We start from the raw sequence: 23314 nt of genomic DNA, 5'->3' as shown, positions 1-23314 counted from the left end.
CCAGCCTCGCCGGCGTTTGAGGCGCGGGGGTTCGGGGGCTGGCCCCCGACCGTGGCCCGCAGGGTGCGGGGTCCTGTGGCACAGGGTCCGTCCTCAAGCGCCGGACGGGCTGGGTTTGGCCGGGCGCGGGGTGCGTCGGGTGGGGCGGGGGTGTGCGGGCCACCTCCGGTGCGGGGGCGGGCGGGCACCCCCGCGCTGGGGGTGCCCGCCCGCGCTCGCGGCGCGGTGGGTCAGGAGGTACGGCGGCGCGGGATCTTGCTGCCCAGCCACACCAGCGGATCGTACTTCCGGTCCACCGCCCGCTCCTTCAGCGGAATCAGCGCGTTATCCGTGATCTTGATCCCCTCCGGGCAGACCTCGGTGCAGCACTTGGTGATATTGCAGTACCCCAGCCCGTGCTCCTCCTGCGCCGTCCGCTTCCGGTCCAGCCCCGCCTCCCCCGCCGCGTCCAGCGGATGCATGTCCAGCTCCGCCACCCGCATCAGGAAGCGCGGCCCCGCGAAGGCCGCCTTGTTCTCCTCGTGGTCGCGCACCACATGACAGGTGTCCTGGCAGAGAAAGCACTCGATGCACTTGCGGAACTCCTGGGAGCGGTCCACATCGACCTGCTGCATCCGGTACTCACCCGCCGCCACCCCCGGCGGCGGGACGAACGACGGCACCTCCCGCGCCTTCGTGTAGTTGAAGGTCACATCCGTCACCAGATCCCGCACCACGGGAAAGGCCCGCAGCGGCGTCACCGTGATGGTCTCCGCCGGGGAGAAGACGGACATCCGGGTCATGCACAGCAGCCTCGGCCGCCCGTTGATCTCCGCGCTGCACGACCCGCACTTCCCCGCCTTGCAGTTCCAGCGGACCGCGAGATCGGACGCCTGGGTGGCCTGGATGCGGTGGATGATGTCCAGCACCACCTCACCGTCGTTGACCTCGACGGCGAAGTCCGCCAGCTCCCCGCCCTCCTGGTCCCCGCGCCACACCCTGAACGCGGCCTGGTACGAACTCACGTGTGGAGCTCCTCTTCGGCGAGGTACTTGACCAGCTCTTCCTTCTCGAAGAGAGCGAGCAGGTCCGGACGGATCGGATCGGTGGCCACACGCTCCAGCGTGATCTGCCCGGCCGCCGGATCGGCGGTCCACCGTTCACCGGTGGGATCGACCAGCCGGCAGCGCAGATTCGCCGGCCGCCAGGAGCGCTCCATCGTGGGGAAGTCCTCCCGGGTGTGACCGCCCCGGCTCTCCGTGCGCTCCAGCGCGGCCCGCGCCACACACTCGCTGACCAGCAGCATGTTCCGCAGGTCCAGGGCGAGGTGCCAGCCGGGGTTGAACTGCCGGTGCCCCTCGACCCCGGCGCTGCGGGCCCGCGCCCGCAGCCCCGCCAGCCGCTTCAGCGCCTGCGCCATCTCGCCCTCCCGGCGGATGATGCCGACCAGGTCGTTCATGGTCTGCTGGAGCTCCTGATGGAGGGTGTACGGATTCTCCGGCGGATCGTCGCCCGCGAGGCCCGGGGCGCTGAAGGGGTGGAGCGCCTCGGCTGCCGCCGCGTCGATCCCGGCCTCGCTCACCCGTGGCCGGTCGACCGTGCCGAGCGCCAGTTCGGCCGCGTACAGACCGGCACGGCGGCCGAAGACCAGCAGGTCGGAGAGGGAGTTGCCGCCCAGCCGGTTGGAGCCGTGCATACCGCCGGCGACCTCACCGGCGGCGAAGAGCCCGGGGACCCCGGCCGCGGCGGCGCTGTCGGACTCGACCGCGATCCCGCCCATGACGTAGTGGCAGGTGGGGCCGACCTCCATCGCCTCGGCGGTGATGTCGACATCCGCCAGCTCCTTGAACTGGTGGTACATCGACGGCAGCCGCCGCCGGATGACCTCGGCGGGCATCCGGGTGGAGACATCGAGGAAGACCCCGCCGTGCGGGGAGCCGCGGCCCGCCTTCACCTCCGAGTTGATGGCACGGGCCACCTCGTCGCGGGGGAGCAGCTCGGGCGGGCGCCGGTTCTGGTCCGGGTCCTCGTACCAGCGGTCGCCCTCCTCCTCGCTCTGCGCGTACTTGTCCTTGAACACCTCGGGGATGTAGTCGAACATGAACCGCTTGCCCTCGGAGTTGCGCAGCACCCCGCCGTCGCCGCGCACCGACTCGGTGACGAGGATGCCCTTGACCGAGGGCGGCCAGACCATCCCGGTCGGGTGGAACTGCACGAACTCCATGTTGAGCAGCGGCGCGCCCGCGAGGAGCGCCAGCGCGTGGCCGTCCCCGGTGTACTCCCAGGAGTTGGAGGTCACCTTGAAGGACTTCCCGATGCCGCCGGTGGCGAGGACGACCGCGGGGGCCTCCAGCACGAAGAAGCGGCCGGACTCCCGCTCGTAGCAGAAGGTCCCCGACACCCGCTCCCCGTCCTTGAGCACACGGGTGACGGTGCACTCCTGGAAGACCTTGAGCCGGGCCTCGTAGTCGCCGTACTCGGCGTGGTCCGCCTGCTGGAGCGAGACGATCTTCTGCTGGAGGGTGCGGATCAGCTCCAGGCCCGTCCGGTCGCCGACATGGGCCAGCCGGGGGTACTCGTGACCGCCGAAGTTCCGCTGGGAGATCCGCCCGTCCGCCGTGCGGTCGAAGAGGGCGCCCCAGGTCTCCAGCTCCCAGACCCGGTCCGGGGCCTCCTGCGCGTGCAGTTCGGCCATCCGCCACTGGTTGAGGAACTTGCCCCCGCGCATGGTGTCGCGGAAGTGGACCTGCCAGTTGTCACCGGAGTTCACATTGCCCATGGAGGCGGCGATTCCGCCCTCCGCCATCACGGTGTGCGCCTTGCCGAAGAGGGACTTGCAGATCACCGCGGTACGGGCGCCCCGCTCCCGGGCTTCGATGGCCGCGCGCAGGCCGGCCCCGCCCGCGCCGACCACGACCACGTCCCACTGCTGCCGTTCGAGCTGCGTCATCAGAAGAACCTCGGATCTTCGAAGGCACCGGAGGCGAGGAGGTAGACATAGATGTCCGCGACCGAGACGCTCAGCAGCGACACCCACGCCAGCAGCATGTGATGGGCGTTGAGTCTGCCGACCCAGCCCCACAGCCGATAGCGCACCGGATGCCTGGAGAAGTGCTTCAGCCGGCCGCCGACGATATGCCGGCAGGAGTGGCAGGAGAGGGTGTACGCCCAGATGAGGACGGCGTTCACCACGAAGAACACCGTGCCGAGGCCCATGTGCCCCCAGGCGTAGTGCTCGTCGCGGAAGGTCAGTACGGCGTCATAGGTGAGGATGCCGGCGACCGGGATCGCCGCGTAGAAGAAGTACCGGTGCATGTTCTGGAGAATCAGCGGGAAGCGCGTCTCGCCGGTGTACGTCCGGTGCGGTTCGGCGACCGCGCAGGCCGGGGGCGAGGCCCAGAAGCCCCGGTAATAGGCCTTGCGGTAGTAGTAGCAGGTCAGCCGGAAGCCGAGCGGGAAGATCAGGATCAGCAGCGAGGGGGAGAGCCCCCACCAGCTGCCGAAGATCTCCAGATTGGGCCCGCCCTTCATCGGCACGCAGTTCTCGGCGAGACAGGGCGAGTAGAAGGGCGAGACATAGGGGGCCGCGTAGTAGTCGGCGTTGGCGAAGGCCCGCCAGGTCGAGTAGATGACGAAGGCGAGCAGCCCGCCGGCGGTCAGCGCCGGGGCCAGCCACCAGCGGTCCGTCCGCAGATGGCGGGGGCTGATGGCGGCGCGGGTCGCGCCGTGCACGCCCGAGTGGGTGGGTGGTGGTTCGGTACCAGTGGCCAACGAGGTCTCCTAGGGCCCGGCGGTCGCCGGGCCGGATCAGGGAGCGTGCCGGTCGCGGACGCCCAGACCTTCGTCGTCCGAGTCCGTCCACAGTGCGGTGTTGTACGGAGCGTCGGGGATGGTGACCAGTTGGGTGCGGTCCGGCGGGGTGCGCTCGGGCCGGGTGCCGGAACGCGGCCGGCCCCCTTCGCGCCGCAACTGGTCAACGGTCCGTTCCAGCTCTCCGACACGCTGGATCAGCTCGTCGAGACGGTGCTGAACCGCGTTCAGATCTGTCTGCTGGGACATGACTTGCCCTCACTTCCGCGGGGTGCGGGTGGCGTCGTTCATGCGCCTGCGAGTGTCGCGCCTCACATCTCCCTTGTGAAGGGGATCTGCGGGATTCTCATCGCCTCTCATCCGCTCTCATCGCCTGCGCCGGACGCTTCCCGGGTGGGTTCGGTCTTGGCAACCGCAGTTTCTCCTGTTTTACCGGAACATATGGGCCTGTTTCTTGCGCCGAGCGGGTGACTTCGCGGGCTTGACCCGCCGTGTCTGCACCGACGGAGGGTCTCGTTCCACTTCAGTGCGGTGGAACCAGTGTGATCATCCCAAATTCCGTAAAACAGGATGAAGAGGTAGAGCCCATGTCCCAGGTCGACGAGCCAAACGGGAGGGCCGGCACCCGGATGTCCCGGACCTCACGGACATTCCGTACCTCGCGGACGTTCCGCTCAGTGTCGCTGCTCGCCGGCGGAGCGCTCGCGCTGCCCGCCCTGGCCGGGTGCACGGCCGACGACTCCGCCGGGCGGGCCGCCGCCCAGGACATCGCGGCGGCGAAACGGGACAAGGTCGCCGACGGCGGAACCCTGAGCTGGGCGATCGACGCGGTGCCGACCACCCTCAACACCTTCCAGGCCGACGCCGACACCGCCACCACCCGGATCACCGGGGCCGTGCTCCCCGCGCTCTTCACCCTCGACCGGAGCGGCCGTCCGCAGCGCAACCCCGACTATCTGGAGTCCGCGGAGATCGTCGAGCGCGAACCCAAGCAGGTCGTGCTCTACAAGCTCAACCAGAAGGCGGTCTGGAGCGACGGCCGGGAGATCGGGGCACCCGACTTCGTCTCCCAGTGGCGCGCGCTCAGCGGCCGGGACAGCTCCTACTGGACCGCGCGCAACGCCGGGTACGACCGGATCGAGGAGATCCAGAAGGGGGCCAACGACCTGGAGGTCAAGGTCACCTTCAAGAAGCCCTACGCGGACTGGCGCTCCCTCTTCACCCCGCTCTACCCCAAGGACGTCACCGGGACCCCCAACGCCTTCAACGACGGGGCCCGCACCACCCTCAAGGCCACGGCGGGACCCTTCCGGCTCGGCGGGCTCGACCGGAAGGCCGGCACCGCGACCCTGGAGCGCAACCCCCGCTGGTGGGGGGAGCAGACCAAGCTGGACACCCTGGTGCTCACCGCCGTACCGAGGGAGAAGCGGGCCGCCGCCCTCGCCTCCGGGAAGGTCGACATCGCCGAGGTCGACCGCCCGACCGCCCACCGGATCGCCCTGGCCGCCCGGGACGCGTCGAGCGCCGGGGCCGCGGGCTCCGCCGGCGCGGCGGGCCCCCCGGCCCTCGCCCCCGGCGCCCTCCCCGCCCACGGCCCCGGCTCCACCCTCACCGGCTCCGCCGCGCTCAGGTCCTGGGCCCTCGCCCACGGCTCCGACGAGGAGGTGGCCGAGGAGGAGCAGGGCGCCCGGGTGCGCGCCGCCCGCGCGATCGTCACCTACGCCGAGGAGCAGCGGGGACTGCGCGCCCTGGAGGTCCGCAAGTCCCTGGAGCCCGCCTTCACCCAGCTCGCGCTGAACGGCGAGACCGGGCCGCTCGCCGACGACCGGGTGCGCCGGGCCGTGGCCCGTGCGCTCGACCGCCAGGAGCTGGCCGACGCGGTGCTGGGCCCGCTCGGACTGCCCGCGACCCCGCCGGGCAACCATCTGGCGCTGGCCGGCCAGCGTGCGTACACCGACAACAGCGGGGCGCTCGGCGAGCAGAACACCCAGGAGGCACAGGCCCTGCTCGCGGACGCGGGCTGGGTGCCCGGCGGGGCGCTCAAGAAGCGGCAGCCCGCGAAGGCGGGCGGTGAGGCGTCGGCGTCCCCGTCCGACGAGGCAGATGAGTCCGCCGAGTCCGATGAGTCCGCCGAGTCCGCCGGGGAGACCGACGGCTCGAACGGCTCGGACGGCAAGAACCCGGGGAAGCGGAAGGCCGAGAGCCCGGACGGGGACGAGACCCCGGACGAGACCCCGGACGGCGACGAGACCCTGGACACCCCCTCCGGCGAGGGGCTCTACATCGTCGGCGACGACAAGGCCGCCGAGGGCTCCGGCGGCACCCATGTCCTGGCCCCCGCCCCCGTGACCTTCCAGGAGCTGGCCGTCCAGCCCCGGGCCAGGGACGCCCGGACGGCCACCGACGGTGACGGCGAGCGCACCCGCGCCGGCGCCGGGAAGGCGCGCGAGGACGCCCGGGGCCCGGGGGCCGGCGCCTACGCCCCGGCGGGCACCGCCGCCCCGGTCGCCGCGGGCGGCCGGCTCGGCAAGGACGGCAAGCCGCTCTCCCTGCGGTTCGTCCTCCCGTCGGGCCCCGGCTCGGAGTCGCTGCGGACCGTCGGCGACCGGATCGCCCGGATGCTGGACCGCATCGGCATCAGCACCGAGATCACCAAGGTCGCCGACAAGGACTACTTCAAGGAGCACATCGCCTCGGGCCAGTACGACCTCGCCCTCTACTCCTGGCCCGCCACCGCCTACCCGGCGACCGACGCCCGCCCCATCTACGCCAAGCCCGAGCCGGCCGGCGACGGCTCCCTGGTGGTGGAGCAGAACTACACCCGCGTCGGTACGGACTACATCGACCAGCTCTTCGAGCAGGCCGCCTCCGAGCTGGACGAGGACGAGGCCCGTGATCTGGTGCGCCGGGCCGACGCCCGGATCTGGGCCGCGGCCGGGTCCATCCCGCTCTACCAGCGCCCCGAGCTGGTCGCCGTCCGGCCGGCGGTGCGCAATGCCGGGGCCTTCGGCTTCGCCACCCCCCGCTACGAGGACATCGGCCTCACCGCCGAGCGGCCCAAGACCCGGGCGAAGGCCGGGGCCAGGGCCGGCGGTGGCCGGGACGACCGTCCCGAGACGCCCCTGACCGGCCAGAACCCCGGACCGGGCGCCGCCTCGGCGGCCGACCGGGACGACGAGGACGCCGCCCCCGCACCCGCCTCCCCCGACGGCTCCGGGGAGTAACCGGCCAACCTCAGAACCCGCTCAACTCCCTTGCCCGCCGGCCACCCCGGCGGGCAAGATCATGTCCACCCGTTGACCGGTGTTCAGTCGCGCCGGCCGCGCTCCCCCCACCCCTCTCACTCCGTGGTCCGCGTCTCCCCCTCCGGACCGGGAGGCCCCCCGCGCGGCGGCCCCGTACCATGGGACAGAGCCGCGGCGTGTCCGCCCCGGCAGGGCGTACGAGGAAACAACGCCGCATCCACGCCGCATCCCACGATCGAGAGAAGCGCCAGCCAGCATGCCCACGCGCCACGACATTCGTAACGTCGCCATCGTCGCCCACGTCGACCATGGCAAGACCACCCTGGTCGACGCCATGCTGAAGCAGGCCGGAGCCTTCGCAGCGCACCAGCACGTCGATGACCGGGTCATGGACTCGAACGACCTGGAGCGTGAGAAGGGCATCACGATCCTCGCCAAGAACACGGCGGTGAAGTATCACCCCAAGGCCGGCGGGGCGCCCATCACGATCAACATCATCGACACCCCCGGCCACGCCGACTTCGGTGGCGAGGTCGAGCGCGGTCTGTCGATGGTGGACGCGGTCGTCCTCCTGGTCGACGCCTCCGAGGGCCCGCTGCCCCAGACCCGCTTCGTTCTGCGCAAGGCCCTCCAGGCCCGGATGCCCGTCATCCTGTGCATCAACAAGACGGACCGTCCCGACTCCCGTATCGACGAGGTCGTCAACGAGACCTACGACCTCTTCCTCGACCTGGACGCGGACGAGGACCAGATCGAGTTCCCGATCGTCTACGCCTGCGCGCGGGACGGCGTCGCCTCGCTGACCAAGCCCGCCGACGGCACGGTCCCCACCGACAGCGACAGCCTGGAGCCGTTCTTCTCCACCATCCTCCAGACGGTCCCGGCCCCGGAGTACGACGAGTCCGCGCCGCTCCAGGCCCATGTCACCAACCTGGACGCCGACAACTTCCTGGGCCGCATCGCGCTGCTCCGCGTCGAGCAGGGCGAGCTGCGCAAGGGCCAGACCGTCGCGTGGATCAAGCGCGACGGCACCATGGCCAATGTCCGCATCTCCGAGCTGATGATGACCGAGGCGCTCACCCGCAAGCCCGCCGAGGTGGCGGGCCCGGGCGACATCTGCGCCGTGGCCGGTATCCCCGACATCATGATCGGTGAGACCCTCGCCGACCCGGAGAACCCGATCGCGCTGCCGCTGATCACGGTGGACGAGCCGGCGATCTCCATGACGGTGGGCACCAACACCTCGCCGCTGGTCGGCCGCGGCGGCACCGGCAAGGGCGCGGACGCCAAGTCCGCGGTCAAGGACCGCAAGGTCACCGCCCGCCAGGTCAAGGACCGGCTGGAGCGCGAGCTGGTCGGCAATGTCTCCCTCCGCGTGCTCGACACCGAGCGCCCGGACGCCTGGGAGGTGCAGGGCCGCGGTGAGCTGGCGCTGGCCATCCTGGTCGAGCAGATGCGCCGGGAGGGCTTCGAGCTGACCATCGGCAAGCCCCAGGTGGTCACCAAGCAGGTCGACGGCAAGGTCCACGAGCCGGTCGAGCGCCTCACGGTGGATGTCCCCGAGGAGCACATGGGCGCGGTCACGCAGCTCATGGGCACCCGCAAGGGCCGGATGGACAACATGTCGAACCACGGCTCCGGCTGGGTCCGCATGGAGTTCGTCGTCCCCTCCCGCGGCCTCATCGGCTTCCGCACGGAGTTCCTGACCAACACCCGCGGCACCGGTATCGCCCACTCGATCCACGAGGGCCACGAGCCGTGGTTCGGCGAGTTGAAGACCCGGAACAACGGCTCGCTGGTCGCCGACCGCTCCGGCGCCGTCACCGCCTTCGCGATGACCAACCTCCAGGAGCGCGGGGTGCTCTTCACCGAGCCCGGCACCGAGGTCTACGAGGGCATGATCGTCGGTGAGAACTCGCGCGCCGACGACATGGACGTGAACATCACCAAGGAGAAGAAGCTCACCAACATGCGCTCCTCCTCCGCCGACTCCTTCGAGGCGATCGTCCCGCCGCGGAAGCTCTCGCTGGAGCAGTCGCTGGAGTTCTGCCGCGACGACGAGTGCGTCGAGGTGACCCCGGAGTCGGTCCGTATCCGCAAGGTGAACCTGGACGCCCGGGAGCGCGCCCGCGCCGCCTCCCGCGCCAAGCACGGCTGACAGGCCCCCTGCGCGCCCCTGGCGCGTGATTGACCGAAAACGGCCCGGGTGGCCCCTCCAGGAGGGGCCACCCGGGCCGTTTGCGTCCGCCCCTCGCGTGGGAAGCTGTGGGATTGGACCACGCGCTCTCCGGCGTCCGTCAACCGGTTTTCCTACCCCGTCTGTCCGACTATCGGGCGTAGCTCACCGGAAACCTGCATTAACAGTCCGTTTCGGGGGTGTCTGTCTGCGATCCCTTTGTCCGGATTGTGGTCCCTGGGCCTGGACTGATGTTGCCAAAACGAGATGCTTTAAGTGTGGTTTACGGCCCGAACTTACCCAATAGTTGGCTTCACTGAGCTCGGGTCAACGGGTCATGCGCTGTGGGGAGCGCCGACTCACGAGCACACGGGGTACAGCTCTTCGCCGTCAGGGGTGTCGGCGGGGGTGTCCTGTGCCCAGCCTTGCAGTGAACACGTGGACTCATGAGGAGGAACCCATGCGCGGTGCCACGAGCGCCAGTGGGGTCGGGTCGTCACAGATGGCTTGTACGGCCGGTTTCCAGCGCATTCCATCCGGTCAGGCAGCCGACGTAGGCCGCCGATCCTGAGCCCCGGTCAACCGCTCGGCTCGCGCTCCTGAGGGTGGAATCTATCCCCATTGACGCACTTTCCAGCCGCTCTGCCCGTGGATGATCCACGGACGTGAGGCAGTACGGCCGCACCCGCTCCGGGTACGGCCGGCGATGGGGAATCGTCATCCGGCAGCAGACTGACGTCACGAGTGCACCCACTCGGCCGTCATGGCTGCCGTGCGCAGGACCGCGGGTCACCCGACACCCGTGAATGGACACACCATGACCAGTCCAATCGAGGCCGAGGCCACGGACGCCTCAGTCGCCTTGGACAAAGAGACCGCGACCAAGAACGACGCCGCGGACGGAACCAACCACACCGGTCGCTCGCCCGGCCAGCTGATGTGGGCGCGCTTCAAGCGCGACCGCGTCGGCCTGATCTCCGCGGGCGTCGTGATCTCCTTCTTCGTGATCGCCGCACTGGCGCCGGTGATCTCCAAGCTGTACGGCAAGGACCCGTACACGCTCTACCCGGACACGATGCCGGACCTGCTGGACGACTTCTCGATGCCCGTCGGGTCCTTCGGCGGCGTCTCCGGCGAGTTCTGGTTCGGTGTGGAACCCGAGCTGGGCCGCGATGTGTTCACCATGCTGCTCTACGGCATGCGCACCTCGCTCTACATGGCCCTGGTCATCACCGTGCTCATGGTGCTCACGGGTGTGGTCATCGGCATGGTCGGCGGCTACTTCGGCGGCCGGGTCGACTACTGGCTCGGCCGGGTGACCGACTTCTTCCTCGCCTTCCCGAGCCAGCTCTTCTTCATCGCCTTCATGCCGGTGGTCACCGCGCTCTTCGTCTCGCCCACCGACGAGACCCCGACCTATCTGCGCGCGGTCTCGATCATCCTGGTGATGTGGTTCCTCGGCTGGATGGGCATGGCCCGTCTGGTGCGCAGCTCCGTGCTCTCCCTGCGGGAGCGCGAGTTCGTCGAGGCGGCCAAGGTGTCCGGCGCCTCGCGCTGGCGGATCGTCCGCAAGGAGATCCTGCCCAATATCGTCACGCCGATTCTGGTGCAGGGCACCTACATGCTGCCCAGCTCCATCCTGACCATCGCCTTCCTCTCCTACGTCGGTGTCGGCTTCGTGGAGCCCACCCCCGACTGGGGCCGGATGTTCGCCATCGGCAGCAAGGTCTACGAGCAGAACCCGGCGTTCATGTTCTTCCCGGGCGTCGCCATGGTGGTGTTCGTCCTCGCGTTCAACCTTCTCGGCGACTCGGTCCGGGACGCGTTCGACCCCAAGACCGGACGGTGACGTCCAAGGGCGGGGGTGGCTGCCGCCCCCGCGCCGGGCAACCGGACGGTCAGGCAGCTTGTGCTGGATATACAAAGGACAGGTAGGTGCAACGAGCATCATGAAGCCCCTTCGCTCACGTACAGTGCGTGCGATAGTCGTCGCTGCCGCGGCCGGCTCCCTCGCGCTCACCGGGTGCTCCAAGGACAGTGGCAGCACCAAGGACGAGTCCAAGACGCAGAAGGACGCGGCGGCTCAGTCCAAGCCGGTTGTCTACGCGGACGCGGCGGCCTCCAACGGCCCGGCGGCCGAGGTCCCCGGCGCCAAGCCCGGTGGCACCATCAACGTGTTCATGCAGTCGGGTCTGAGCCACATGGACCCCGCGCAGATCTACGTCAGCGACGCGGGTCAGTTCTCCAACCTGATCCACCGCGGTCTGACGAACTTCCAGGAGGACGACAAGGGCAACCTGTCCGTCGTCGGTGACATCGCCACCGACGCCGGCCAGATGTCCGACGGCGGCAAGACCTGGACGTTCAAGCTCAAGGACGGCATCAAGGACGAGAACGGCAACGTCATCACGTCCGCCGACGTCCGCCACACCATTGAGCGGATGTACGCGAAGTTCATCTTCGACGGTCCGTCCTACGTCCAGACCTGGCTCTCCGGTTCCAAGTACCGCGAGGCGCTGCCGGACGGCCCCTACAAGGGCAAGCACCTGCCGGACTCGGTCCTGGCCACCCCGGACGCGAAGACCGTCATCTTCAAGTTCAAGGACGCCCAGCCGGACCTGCCGCAGGCGCTGGCGATGGCGGGCTACTCCATCGTCCCCGAGAAGGCGGACACCAAGGAGAAGTACGACAAGCGCCCCGCCTCGCTGGGCCCGTACAAGCTCGCCGAGGTGAAGCCCGGCAAGTCCATGAAGATGGTCAAGAACACGAACTGGGACCCGAAGACCGACGCGGTCCGGCACCAGTACGTCGACGGCTATGACTTCTCCTTCACGATCGACCAGGGCAGCCAGACCAAGCGTCTGATCGCCGACCAGGGCGACGCGAAGAACGCCATCCAGTTCACGGACTCGGTCGACCCGACCATGATCAAGGACGTCGTCAGCGACGCGGCCGTGAACAAGCGCAGCATCAAGGGCTACCAGCCCTACGTCTGGCAGATGACCTTCAACTTGGACAAGATGAAGGACAAGAAGATCCGTGACGCCATCACGCACGCGATCCCCAGCCAGCGCATGATCGCCGCGGACGGCGGCAAGTACGGCGGCGAGCTGGCCGGCGGTCTGATGGCCCCCACCCTGCCGGGCTACGACCCGACCTACGACCCGTTCGGCAAGGCCAAGAAGCCCAACGGTGACAAGGTCAAGGCCAAGGCGCTGCTGGAGGAGGCCGGTTTCCAGAAGGGAACCAAGATCACCTACGCGCACTCCAACACCCCGCGCGGGCAGAAGCAGGCCGTGATCATCAAGTCGACCCTCACCGATCTGGGCTTCGACGTCCAGTCCAAGGAGATCGACCGCGCCACGTTCTACGAGCAGGTCGGCAAGCTGGACAACCCGTACGACCTGTACATGACCGGCTGGGGCCAGGACTGGCCGTCCCCGTCCACGGTCATCACCCCGACCTACGACGGTGACCTCGTCGCCGACGGCGCGTCGAACTACTCGCACATCAAGGACGAGCAGGTCACCAAGGGCATCGACGAGGCCCTGAAGCTCAAGCCCGAAGAGGCCGCGAAGAAGTGGGAGGAGATCCACCACCGCATCGTGGAGGAGATCAACCCCGCCGCCCCGGTCTACTACTCGAAGCAGATCCAGCTCTCGGGTTCGAATGTCGGCGGCGTGCGGTACAGCGTCGAGTCGAGCTACATCGACATCAACGACCTGTTCCTGAAGAAGCCGTAACACCGGTCCACAAGACTCCGGTTACCGGTTGATCCGTGGGGGCGCGCCAGGCGGAGCGCGCCCCCACGGCCCCACCTCTCCACCCCGCCGCCTTCGAAGAGAGCAGCCTTCCGCGATGCTTCAGTTCCTCATCCGCAGGTTGACCGGCGCCGTCGTGATCATGTTTTTGATCGGCGCGTTCACGTTCTTCCTGTTCTACACAATCCCCCAGGACTTCGCCCAACTCGCCTGCGGCAAGAACTGCACGCCGGAGAACATCGCGGTCATCCGCGAGAACCTCGGGCTCGACAAGCCCATCACAGCCCAGTTCTGGGACTTCATGGGCGGCATCGTCACCGGCCGCGACTTCGCCATCGGGCACTGCCCCGCGCCGTGTCTGGGAGTCTCCTTCGAATCCCAGGAGTTCGTCTGGGAGTCGATCATCGACCGCTTCCCGCTGACGCTCTCGCTGACCGTCGGTGGTCTGGTCATCTTCCTGGTCCTGGGCCTCGGGTCCGGACTGCTCGCCGCGTGGAAGCGCGGCACCTCGCTCGACAAGATCGTCAGCTCCGCCTCGATGGTGCTCAGCTCGTTCCAGATCTACTTCCTGGGGCCGATCGTTCTCGGAATCTTCGTGTACAGCACAGGCTGGCTGGAGAACCCCAAGTACGTTCCGTTCCTGGACGATCCGGCGGGCTGGGTGGTCGGCATGATCATCCCCTGGGCCGTGATGGCGACCATCTTCACCGCCCAGTACACCCGTATGGCGCGCTCCACCATGATCGAACAGCTCCAGGAGGAGCATGTCCGCACCGCGCGGGCCAAGGGCATGAGGCAGCGGTACGTATTCTTCAGGTACGCCTGGCGAGGCTCGCTCACCCCCATCGTGACCATTCTGGGCATGGACCTCAGCGGTCTGCTCGCGGGCGCCGTGGTCACCGAGTTCACCTTCGACCTGGCCGGCATCGGCCGCCTCGCGGTGGACTCGTCGCTCAGCAAGGACCTGCCGATGACCATGGGCGTGATGTTGTTCGGGGCCTTCTTCATCCTGATCCTGAACATCCTCGTGGACCTCGCCTACGCCTACATCGACCCGCGCGTGCGCCTCGCCTAGGAGAACGACCGTGACCACACTGACCAAGACCGAAGACACACCGGCCCCGACCGGGCCGGAGGCCTTCCTCTCGGTTCGCGACCTGCGGGTGCGGTTCTCCACCGAGGACGGCATCGTCAACGCGGTCGACGGCCTCTCCTTCGACGTCGAGCGCGGCAAGACGCTGGGCATCGTGGGCGAGTCGGGCTCCGGCAAGTCCGTGACCAACCTGACCATCCTCGGACTGCACAACCCGAAGACGGCCGCCGTCGACGGAAAGATCCGTCTGGACGGCAAGGAACTGGTCGGTGCCCCCGAGAAGGACCTGGAGAAGCTCCGCGGCAACAAGGTCGCGATGATCTTCCAGGACCCGCTGACGGCTCTCTCGCCGTACTACACGGTGGGCCGCCAGATCGCCGAGCCCTACATGAAGCACACCGGAGCCTCCAAGAAGGAGGCGAAGGCGCGCGCCATCGAGATGCTCGACAAGGTCGGCATCCCGCAGCCCGCGACCCGCTTCAACGACTACCCGCACCAGTTCTCCGGCGGTATGCGCCAGCGCGCGATGATCGCCATGGCGCTGATCTGCGACCCCGACCTGCTGATCGCCGACGAGCCGACCACCGCGCTCGACGTGACCGTGCAGGCCCAGATCCTCGATCTGCTCAAGGACCTCCAGCAGGAGTTCGGTTCGGCGATCATCTTCATCACCCACGACCTGGGCGTCATCGCCAACATGGCCGACGACCTGCTGGTGATGTACGCGGGACGGGCGGTGGAGCGCGGCAGTGTCCGCGAGGTGCTCCAGACCCCCAAGCACCCCTACACCTGGGGACTGCTCAGCTCCATGCCGCGCCTCGGGGGCGACCTCGACGAGCCGCTGGTGCCGATCCCGGGTTCCCCGCCGAGCCTGCTGAACCCGCCCTCCGGCTGCCCGTTCCACCCGCGCTGTACCTTCAAGGAGAAGGTGGCCGACGGACGGTGCTCGGGCGAGCGGCCCGCGCTGGCCGACGGGCGGGCCAGCGCCTGCCACCTCACGTCGGACCAGAAGCAGTCCATCTTCATTGATCAGATCAAGCCCCGGCTGGGTTAGGGAGACGCAGAGACATGAGTGAGAACGTCACTCTGCCCAAGCAGCAGGGTTCCAAGGAAGGGCCCGGTGAGCGGCGCGAGCCGCTGCTCACCGTCGAAGGGCTCCAGAAGCACTTCCCGATCTACGGAGGCTTTCCCTTCAAGCGCCAGGTCGGTGCCGTCAAGGCGGTCGACGGGGTGGACCTCCAGGTCTACCCCGGCGAGAGCCTCGGCCTCGTCGGCGAGTCCGGCTGTGGCAAGTCCACCACCGGGCGGCTGGTGACCCGGCTCCTGGAGCCGACCGGCGGCAAGATCACCTACGCCGGGCAGGACATCACCCACGCGAGCCGCAAGCAGCTGGCGCCGATCCGGTCCGAGATCCAGATGATCTTCCAGGACCCGTTCTCGTCGCTCAACCCGCGGCAGACCGTCGGCACCATCATCAAGAGCCCGATGGAGGTCAACGGCATCAACCCGGCCGGCGGCCGGGAGGCCCGGGTCCGGGAGCTGCTGGAGACCGTCGGTCTCAACCCGGAGCACTACAACCGCTTCCCGCACGAGTTCTCGGGCGGCCAGCGCCAGCGCATCGGTGTCGCCCGCGCCCTGGCGCTGGAGCCCAAGCTGATCGTCGCGGACGAGCCGGTCTCCGCCCTGGACGTCTCCATCCAGGCGCAGGTCGTCAATCTGCTCCAGAAGGTCCAGGACGAGCTGGGGATCGCCTTCCTCTTCATCGCCCACGACCTGGCGGTCGTCCGGCACTTCTCCGAGCGCGTGGCCGTGATGTACCTGGGCAAGGTGATGGAGGTCGCCGACCGCGACTCCCTCTACCAGCGCCCGCGCCACCCGTACACCCACGCCCTGCTCTCGGCGGTGCCCGAGGCCGATGTGGACGGCGGGAAGAAGGAGCGCATCCGGCTCTCCGGCGACGTCCCCTCGCCGATCATGCCGCCCTCCGGCTGCCCCTTCCGCACCCGCTGCTGGAAGGCCCAGGACAAGTGCGCGTCGGAGGCACCGCCGCTGGTGCGGCTCTCCGGCAACCGCGAGGGTCACCTCACCGCCTGCCACTTCCCCGAGGAGCCCACGATCGAGGCCCGCGGCAAGGACGTGGTCCTGGACCCGGCGCTGGCGGCGCTGGAGGAGAAGCACGGCGAGAGCTGAGCGGAACCGCTCCGGCCGAGCCGAGCCCCGGACACCCCGCGGTGTCCGGGGCTCTCCGCTGTCCGGCCCCGGCCGGCCCCTCCGCCGGCTCCCTCCCCTGGCAGGCTCTCCCGCCGCCGGCCCCCTCCCCGCGCCGGTGGTTAATGCGTTGCGGCGCCCCGGCCCCGCCCCCGACAGTGATCCGATGGACGACCTCACCGTGCGGCCCGCCACCCCCGGGGACGCGCCCGCCATCTGCCGCCTGCTCAACGCCGTCGATCTGATCGAGACGGGCCGGGCGGAGACCGACCTGGTCTCCGTGAAGGCCGACCTCATCCACCCGGAGGCCGCTCTCGCCGACAACTCCTGGCTCGCCCACCGCGGCGGCGAGCTGGTCGGCTACGGACTGCTCTGGGACGACTCCGGTGCCGAGCGCATCGACATGGACCACTACATCCTCCCGGAGCACCAGGACGCGGGGGAGCGGCTGCTCGAACTGATGGAGGCCCAGGCGGTCCGGCGGGCCGGGGCCAACGGCGCCGCCCGCGCCGTCGTCCACCTCCATCTCCATGTGCGCCCCACCCTGGACACCTCCCTGCTCACCCGCCGGGGCTGGTCCACGGTCCGCCGCTACCACGTCCTCACCCGCCCGCTGGCCCCCGCCGACGACCCCGTCCCCGCCCTCCCGGAGGGTCTGACCCTGCGGGACTGCCGGGACGAGGCCGACCGCCGGCGCGCCCATGAGCTGCTCCAGGAGACCTTCGCCGACCACTTCGACCATCATCCGCGCGGCTACCGGCAGTGGCTCGACGACCTGGGCGAGCACATCGACTGGTCCCTGGTGTGGATCGCCTCCCGCACCGGCTCCGGCGACATCGGCGCGATGGTGACCACGAACCACCGCGAAGCCCACGGCTGGATCAACAGCCTGGGCGTCCGGAAGGAGGCCCGCGGCCGGGGCGTCGCCGGTCTGCTGCTCCGCCATGCCTTCGGGGTGTACGCGGGGCTGGGCCGCACCACCCTGGGGCTCGGCGTGGACACGGGCAACGAGACGGGCGCGCTGCGGCTGTACGAGGCGCACGGCATGGCGCTCGGCTACGCCGTCGACACCTGGGAGGTGACCCTGCCGGCCGGCTGAGCCCGTCTCCCGGGCGGCCGTCCCGGCGGGCTCCGGCCTCGTCCGTACGGCGGCGGCCGGCGTGCGGAATGCTCCCCCTCGGGGTGATATTCGGTCCTAGGGCCTTTCGCGTGGATCAGGGTGGATCAGTGAGCCCGGCCCGATCCGCGCGAAAGGCCCTGAGCGAGACTCAGGACTGGGAGGCACTCCATGCGCGGAGCCGGAGCCGGGCACGCCCCGTGGGCCGTCTGCGCGGTGGCCCTCGCCCTGCTGGCGACGGCCTGCGGAGGAGGCACCGCCGGGGGCGGCAGCGGCCCCGACGGAATCGTCAGCGCCTCCTGGGGCGACCCGCAGAACCCGCTGGAGCCCGCCAACACCAACGAGGTGCAGGGCGGCAAGGTCCTCGATCTGCTCTTCCGGGGGCTCAAGCGGTACGACCCGGGGACCGGCGAGGCCAAGGACATGCTGGCCGAGCGGATCGACACCTCCGACTCGGTCACCTTCACCGTCACGGTGAAGGACGGCTGGACCTTCAGCAACGGCGAGAAGATCACCGCCCGCTCCTTCGTCGACGCCTGGAACTACGGCGCCGACCTCAGGAACAACCAGCGCAACGCCTACTTCTTCGGCTACATCGAGGGGTACGCCGATGTGCACCCGGACACCGGCAGTCCGAAGGCCACCACCCTGTCGGGCCTCAAGGTCACCGGCGAGCGGACCTTCACCGTCAAGCTCAGCCAGAAGTTCTCCACCTGGCCCGACACCCTCGGCTACGCCGCCTTCGCCCCGCTGCCCCGGGCCTTCTTCGACGACCACGCCGGCTGGCTCGCCAAGCCCGTCGGCAACGGCCCGTACACCGTCGACGCCTATGTCCGGGGCTCCCAGATGTCCCTGCGGAGATGGGACGGCTACCCGGGCGCCGACCGGGCCCGCAACGGCGGGGTCGACCTGATCGTCTACACCGACAACAACACCGCCTACACCAATCTCCTCGCGGGCAATCTCGACCTGGTGGACGATGTCCCGGCCGCCCAGCTCAAGAATGTGAAGTCCGACCTCGGCGACCGCTATCTGAACACTCCGGCCGGCATCATCCAGACCCTCGCCTTCCCCTACTACGACAAGGCGTGGAACACGGCGGACGGCGCCAGGCTCCGCACCGGCCTCTCCCGGGCGATCAACCGCCGGCAGATCACCGACACGATCTTCCAGCGGACCCGTACCCCCGCCAAGGACTGGACCTCACCGGTGCTCGGCGTCGACGGCGGCTTCAAGGACACCCTCTGCGGGGACTCCTGTGTCTACGACGCCGCCGCGGCCAGACGGCTGGTCGACGAGGCCGGCGGCATCCCCGGCGGCCAGATGAAGATCACGTACAACGCCGACACCGGCTCCCACAAGGACTGGGTGGACGCCGTCTGCAACAGCATCAACAACGCCCTGGGCAAGGACCGCGCCTGTGTCGGCAACCCGGTCGGCACCTTCGCGGACTTCCGCGGCCAGATCACCGAATCCGCGATGCCCGGCCCCTTCCGGGCCGGCTGGCAGATGGACTACCCCCTGATCCAGAACTTCCTCCAGCCGCTCTACTACACCAACGCCTCCTCCAACGACGGCAAGTGGAGCAACGCGGAGTTCGACCGCCTCGTCGACCAGGCCAACGCCGAGAGCGACACCGCCAGGGCCGTGGAGATCTTCCAGCGGGCCGAGGAGGTGGTGCGCGACGAGATGGCGGCGATTCCGCTCTGGTACCAGAACGGCAGCGCGGGCTACTCGGCCCGGATCTCCAACGTGACCCTGAACCCCTTCAGCGTCCCGGTCTACAACGAGATCACGGTGGCCTGACCGGCCCCGGGACCCACCGCCCCAGCACCCGGGCCAGAGGGCGCAGCCGACCGACCACCGCCGACCGACGACCCCGGGAGACCCTCATGGGACGCTATGTCATCCGGCGTCTGCTCCAGATGATCCCCGTCTTCTTCGGCGCCACCCTGCTGATCTTCCTCATGGTCAATGTGATGGGCGACCCCATCCAGGGGCTCTGCGGCCAGCGGGCCTGCGACCCCGCCACCGCCGCCCAGCTCCGCAAGGAGTTCGGCCTCGACAAGCCGGTCTGGCAGCAATACCTCACCTATATGGGCAATGTCTTCACCGGGGACTTCGGCACCGCCTTCAACGGCCAGCCCGTCGCCGAGCTGATGGCCGACGCCTTCCCGGTCACCGCCCGGCTCACCCTGGTCGCGATCTTCTTCGAGATCGTCATCGGCATCACCCTGGGAGTCGTCACCGGGCTGCGGCGCGGCCGGCCCGTCGACACCTCCGTACTGCTGCTGACCCTGGTCGTCATCTCCATCCCCACCTTTGTCACCGGCCTGCTGCTCCAGCTCCTGCTGGGCGTCGAGTGGGGCATCATCAAACCCGCCGTCTCCCCGGGCGCCCCTCTCGACGAACTGATCGTCCCCGGCCTGGTCCTCGCCTCCGTCTCCCTGGCCTATGTCACCCGGCTGACCCGGACCTCCATCGCCGAGAACGCCCGCTCCGACTATGTCCGCACCGCCCGGGCCAAGGGGCTGCCCCGCCGCCGGGTCATCACCCGCCATCTGCTGCGCAACTCCCTGATCCCGGTCGTCACCTTCATCGGCACCGACATCGGGGCGCTGATGGGCGGCGCGATCGTCACCGAGCGGATCTTCAACATCCACGGCGTCGGCTACCAGCTCTACCAGGGCATCCTGCGCCAGAGCACCCAGACCGTCGTCGGCTTCGTCACCGTGCTGGTGCTGGTGTTCCTGCTGGCGAATCTGCTCGTCGACCTGCTGTACGCCGTACTCGACCCGAGGATTCGCTATGCCTGAGCCGCCCTTCGACGACCAGGGAGCCATCGCGCCGACCGGTGCGGGCGGCGCCATGGACCTCGCCGCCAGCGAGGGCGAGTCCCTGGAGCGCCTCCCCGGCGGCCCCCTCGGCACCGGCCCCACCGAGAAACCCCGCAGCCTCTGGTCCGACGCCTGGCGCGATCTGCGCCGCAACCCCGTCTTCCTCGTCTCCGGGCTGATCATCCTCTTTCTCGTGGTCATCTCGCTCTGGCCCTCGCTGATCGCCTCCGGCAACCCCCTCCAGTGCGATCTGGCCAAGGCCCAGGAGGGCTCCCAGCCCGGCCATCCCTTCGGCTTCAACGGCCAGGGCTGCGATGTCTACACCCGTACCGTCTACGGCGCGCGCACCTCGGTCACCGTCGGCGTCTGCGCCACCCTCGGGGTCGCGCTCCTCGGCTCCGCGCTCGGCGGGCTCGCCGGGTTCTACGGCGGGGTGTGGGACGCGATCCTCTCCCGGCTCACCGATGTGTTCTTCGGCATCCCCGTCATCCTCGGCGGACTCGTGCTGCTCTCCGTGGTCAAGTCCAACACCGTCTGGCCCGTCATCGGCTTCATGGTGCTGCTGGGCTGGCCGCAGATCTCCCGGATCGCCCGGGGCTCGGTGATCACCACCCGGCACAACGACTACGTCCAGGCCGCCCGTGCGCTGGGCGCCTCCAACTCCCGGATGCTGCTGCGCCACATCGCCCCCAACGCCGTCGCCCCCGTGATCGTCGTCGCGACCATCGCCCTCGGCACCTTCATCTCCCTGGAGGCGACGCTCTCCTACCTCGGTGTGGGGCTCCGGCCGCCCACGGTCTCCTGGGGCATCGACATCTCCTCCGCCTCCCCCTACATCCGCAACGCCCCGCACATGCTGCTCTGGCCGGCCGGCGCCCTGGCGGTCACGGTGCTCGCGTTCATCATGCTCGGCGACGCGGTGCGCGACGCCCTCGACCCCAAGCTGCGCTGAGGAGCCCGTGATGCTGCTCGAAGTACGCGATCTGCACGTCGAGTTCCGTACGAGGGACGGGGTCTCCCGGGCCGTCAACGGGGTCGGCTACACCGTCGAGGAGGGCCGCACCCTCGCCGTGCTCGGCGAATCCGGCTCCGGGAAATCCGTCACCGCCCAGGCCGTCATGGGCATCCTCGACACGCCCCCGGGCCGGATCACCGGCGGCCAGATCCTCTTCCAGGGCCAGGACCTGCTGAAACTCAAGGAGGACGAGCGCCGGAAGGTGCGCGGCGCCCGGATGGCGATGATCTTCCAGGACGCCCTCTCCTCCCTCAACCCGGTGCTCAGCGTCGGCGACCAGCTCGGCGAGATGTTCATCGTCCACCGGGGTCTGAAGCGCAAGGAGGCGCGCGCCCGCGCCGTCGACCTGATGGAGCGGGTCGGCATCCCCGGCGCCGGGGAGCGCGTGCGGCAGTACCCGCACCAGTTCTCCGGCGGTATGCGCCAGCGGATCATGATCGCCATGGCGCTCGCCCTGGAACCCGCCCTGATCATCGCGGACGAGCCCACCACCGCCCTCGATGTCACCGTCCAGGCCCAGGTCATGGAGCTGCTCGCCGATCTCCAGCGCGAGCTGAACATGGGGCTGATCCTGATCACCCACGACCTCGGGGTCGTCGCCGACGTGGCCGACCGGATCGCGGTGATGTACGCGGGCCGGATCGTGGAGACCGCCCCCGTCCACGACATCTACCGGGCCCCCGCCCACCCCTACACCCGGGGCCTGCTGGAGTCGATCCCGCGTCTGGACCAGAAGGGCCGCGAGCTGTACGCGATCAAGGGCCTGCCGCCCAATCTGATGAAGATCCCGCCCGGCTGCGCCTTCCACCCCCGCTGCCCGCTCGCCCAGGACATCTGCCGGACCGACGAGCCCCCGCTGTACGAGGTGTCCGCCGAGCGCCGCAGCGCCTGCCACTTCTGGCGGCAGACCCTGAACGAGGGGACTCCCGATGACTGAGGCGCGTGAGGCGGGTGAGACGGACAGGACGGGTGAGGCGATCCTCGACGTGCGCGGGCTGGCCAAGCACTATCCGCTGACCCGGGGCATCCTCTTCAAGAAGCAGATCGGCGCGGTCCGGGCCGTCGACGGCGTCGACCTCGACCTGCTGACCGGCGAGACGCTCGGCATCGTGGGGGAGTCCGGCTGCGGGAAGTCCACCCTCGCCAAGATGCTCGTCCATCTGGAACGCCCCACCGCCGGAGTGATCCGCTACAAGGGCGAGGACATCACCCGTCTCTCCGGCCGCGCGCTCAAGGCCGTCCGCCGCAACATCCAGATGGTGTTCCAGGACCCGTACACCTCGCTCAACCCCCGGATGACGGTCGGCGACATCATCGGTGAGCCCTACGACATCCACCCCGAGGTCGCCCCCAAGGGCGACCGCCGGCGCAGGGTGCGGGAGCTGCTCGATGTCGTCGGGCTCAACCCCGAGTACATCAACCGCTATCCGCACCAGTTCAGCGGAGGCCAGCGTCAGCGCATCGGCATCGCCCGGGGCCTGGCGCTCCGGCCGGAGATCATCGTCGCCGACGAACCGGTCTCCGCGCTCGATGTCTCGGTCCAGGCGCAGGTCATCAATCTGCTCGCCGCGCTCCAGCGGGAATTCCGCCTCACCCTGGTCTTCATCTCCCACGATCTGTCGATCGTGCGCCATATCTCCGACCGTGTCGGCGTGATGTACCTGGGCCGGGTGGTGGAGCTGGGCCGGGACGAGGAGATCTACGACCACCCCACCCACCCCTACACCCAGGCGCTGCTGTCCGCGGTGCCCGTCCCCGACCCGCTCGCGCGGGAGCACCGCGAGCGCATCCTGCTCGGCGGCGACGTCCCCTCGCCCGCGCACATCCCCTCCGGCTGCCGCTTCCGCACCCGCTGCTGGAAGGCGCGGGAGCGGTGCGCCCTGGAGGTCCCGCTGCTCGCGGTCCCGGCCGAGTTCAGACTCGCCGAGGGCCCGGCGAAGCATCCCTCCGCCTGCCACTTCGCCGAGGAGAAACAGGTGGTGCCACCCGGCGGATGATCCCCGGCCGACCGGTGGAACACCCTTTTACCTGCGGGTAATCCACCCGAAGCCACGGTGATACACGGCCCCGGCA

17 protein-coding genes are annotated in these 23314 nt (G+C 69.4%); 13 read left to right on the top strand and 4 right to left on the bottom strand.

The genetic code is table 11. The features are described 5' to 3' along the window. Positions 1–230: 230 nt before the first annotated feature. The 4 genes from ACWCRA_RS10320 to ACWCRA_RS10305 are packed head-to-tail and all read right to left on the bottom strand — an operon-like array spanning position 231 to position 4038. On the bottom strand, positions 231–1004 hold the full coding sequence (locus tag ACWCRA_RS10320) for a succinate dehydrogenase/fumarate reductase iron-sulfur subunit (protein ID WP_351555484.1): 774 nt from the start codon (positions 1002–1004) through the stop codon (positions 231–233). Further along, positions 1001–2929: a fumarate reductase/succinate dehydrogenase flavoprotein subunit gene (locus tag ACWCRA_RS10315; protein WP_351555481.1), complete on the bottom strand. Its 1929-nt coding sequence runs from the start codon at positions 2927–2929 to the stop codon at positions 1001–1003. The genes ACWCRA_RS10320 and ACWCRA_RS10315 overlap by 4 nt, the downstream gene beginning before the upstream one ends. Further along, entirely contained in the window at positions 2929–3750 is an 822-nt protein-coding gene (locus ACWCRA_RS10310) for a hypothetical protein (RefSeq protein WP_351555478.1), read from the bottom strand. Before ACWCRA_RS10310 ends, ACWCRA_RS10315 begins: the two co-directional genes overlap by 1 nt. A gap of 36 nt (positions 3751–3786) precedes the next feature. Further along, positions 3787–4038, bottom strand: coding sequence for a hypothetical protein (locus ACWCRA_RS10305; RefSeq protein WP_351555475.1), 252 nt, complete (start codon positions 4036–4038; stop codon positions 3787–3789). 380 nt (positions 4039–4418) lie between these two features. On the opposite strand from ACWCRA_RS10305, the gene ACWCRA_RS10300 reads away from it, so the two are divergent. The 13 genes from ACWCRA_RS10300 to ACWCRA_RS10240 all read left to right on the top strand — a co-directional run bounded on the left by ACWCRA_RS10300 (position 4419) and on the right by ACWCRA_RS10240 (position 23238). Next, on the top strand, positions 4419–7013 hold the full coding sequence (locus tag ACWCRA_RS10300; protein ID WP_451067232.1) for an ABC transporter substrate-binding protein: 2595 nt from the start codon (positions 4419–4421) through the stop codon (positions 7011–7013). A 277-nt stretch (positions 7014–7290) separates the two neighbouring features. Continuing rightward, positions 7291–9192, top strand: coding sequence for a translational GTPase TypA (gene typA, locus ACWCRA_RS10295; protein WP_351555469.1), 1902 nt, complete (start codon positions 7291–7293; stop codon positions 9190–9192). 835 nt (positions 9193–10027) lie between these two features. Continuing rightward, complete coding sequence (locus ACWCRA_RS10290; RefSeq protein ID WP_351555466.1) at positions 10028–11059, top strand: ABC transporter permease; 1032 nt, start codon at positions 10028–10030, stop codon at positions 11057–11059. A gap of 100 nt (positions 11060–11159) precedes the next feature. Further along, positions 11160–12953: an ABC transporter substrate-binding protein gene (locus ACWCRA_RS10285; RefSeq protein ID WP_351555463.1), complete on the top strand. Its 1794-nt coding sequence runs from the start codon at positions 11160–11162 to the stop codon at positions 12951–12953. 115 nt (positions 12954–13068) lie between these two features. After that, positions 13069–14046, top strand: a complete 978-nt coding sequence (locus tag ACWCRA_RS10280) for an ABC transporter permease (protein WP_351555460.1) — start codon at positions 13069–13071, stop codon at positions 14044–14046. Positions 14047–14056: 10 nt separating this feature from the next. Continuing rightward, the gene (locus ACWCRA_RS10275; protein ID WP_351555458.1) at positions 14057–15118 is read left to right on the top strand and encodes an ABC transporter ATP-binding protein; all 1062 of its coding nucleotides are present in this window, start codon (positions 14057–14059) and stop codon (positions 15116–15118) included. 14 nt (positions 15119–15132) lie between these two features. After that, positions 15133–16254, top strand: coding sequence for an ABC transporter ATP-binding protein (locus tag ACWCRA_RS10270; RefSeq protein ID WP_351555455.1), 1122 nt, complete (start codon positions 15133–15135; stop codon positions 16252–16254). Positions 16255–16438: 184 nt separating this feature from the next. Then, positions 16439–17371 carry a GNAT family N-acetyltransferase gene (locus ACWCRA_RS10265; RefSeq protein WP_451067226.1) on the top strand — a complete coding sequence of 311 codons (933 nt, stop codon included), beginning with the start codon at positions 16439–16441 and terminating at the stop codon, positions 17369–17371. Positions 17372–17560: 189 nt separating this feature from the next. After that, on the top strand, positions 17561–19195 hold the full coding sequence (locus ACWCRA_RS10260) for a peptide ABC transporter substrate-binding protein (RefSeq protein WP_351555449.1): 1635 nt from the start codon (positions 17561–17563) through the stop codon (positions 19193–19195). Positions 19196–19281: 86 nt separating this feature from the next. Continuing rightward, positions 19282–20205, top strand: a complete 924-nt coding sequence (locus ACWCRA_RS10255) for an ABC transporter permease (protein ID WP_351555446.1) — start codon at positions 19282–19284, stop codon at positions 20203–20205. Next, on the top strand, positions 20198–21178 hold the full coding sequence (locus tag ACWCRA_RS10250) for an ABC transporter permease (RefSeq protein ID WP_351555443.1): 981 nt from the start codon (positions 20198–20200) through the stop codon (positions 21176–21178). Before ACWCRA_RS10255 ends, ACWCRA_RS10250 begins: the two co-directional genes overlap by 8 nt. Positions 21179–21188: 10 nt before the next feature. Then, the gene (locus ACWCRA_RS10245; protein WP_351555440.1) at positions 21189–22178 is read left to right on the top strand and encodes an ABC transporter ATP-binding protein; all 990 of its coding nucleotides are present in this window, start codon (positions 21189–21191) and stop codon (positions 22176–22178) included. Next, positions 22171–23238 carry an ABC transporter ATP-binding protein gene (locus tag ACWCRA_RS10240; RefSeq protein ID WP_351555437.1) on the top strand — a complete coding sequence of 356 codons (1068 nt, stop codon included), beginning with the start codon at positions 22171–22173 and terminating at the stop codon, positions 23236–23238. Before ACWCRA_RS10245 ends, ACWCRA_RS10240 begins: the two co-directional genes overlap by 8 nt. Positions 23239–23314: the final 76 nt, after the last annotated feature.

Source organism: Streptomyces sp. NPDC001889, assembly GCF_053594535.1.
The sequence above is the reverse complement of the archived record's forward strand: the minus strand, read 5'-3'. Positions and strand labels throughout refer to the sequence as shown.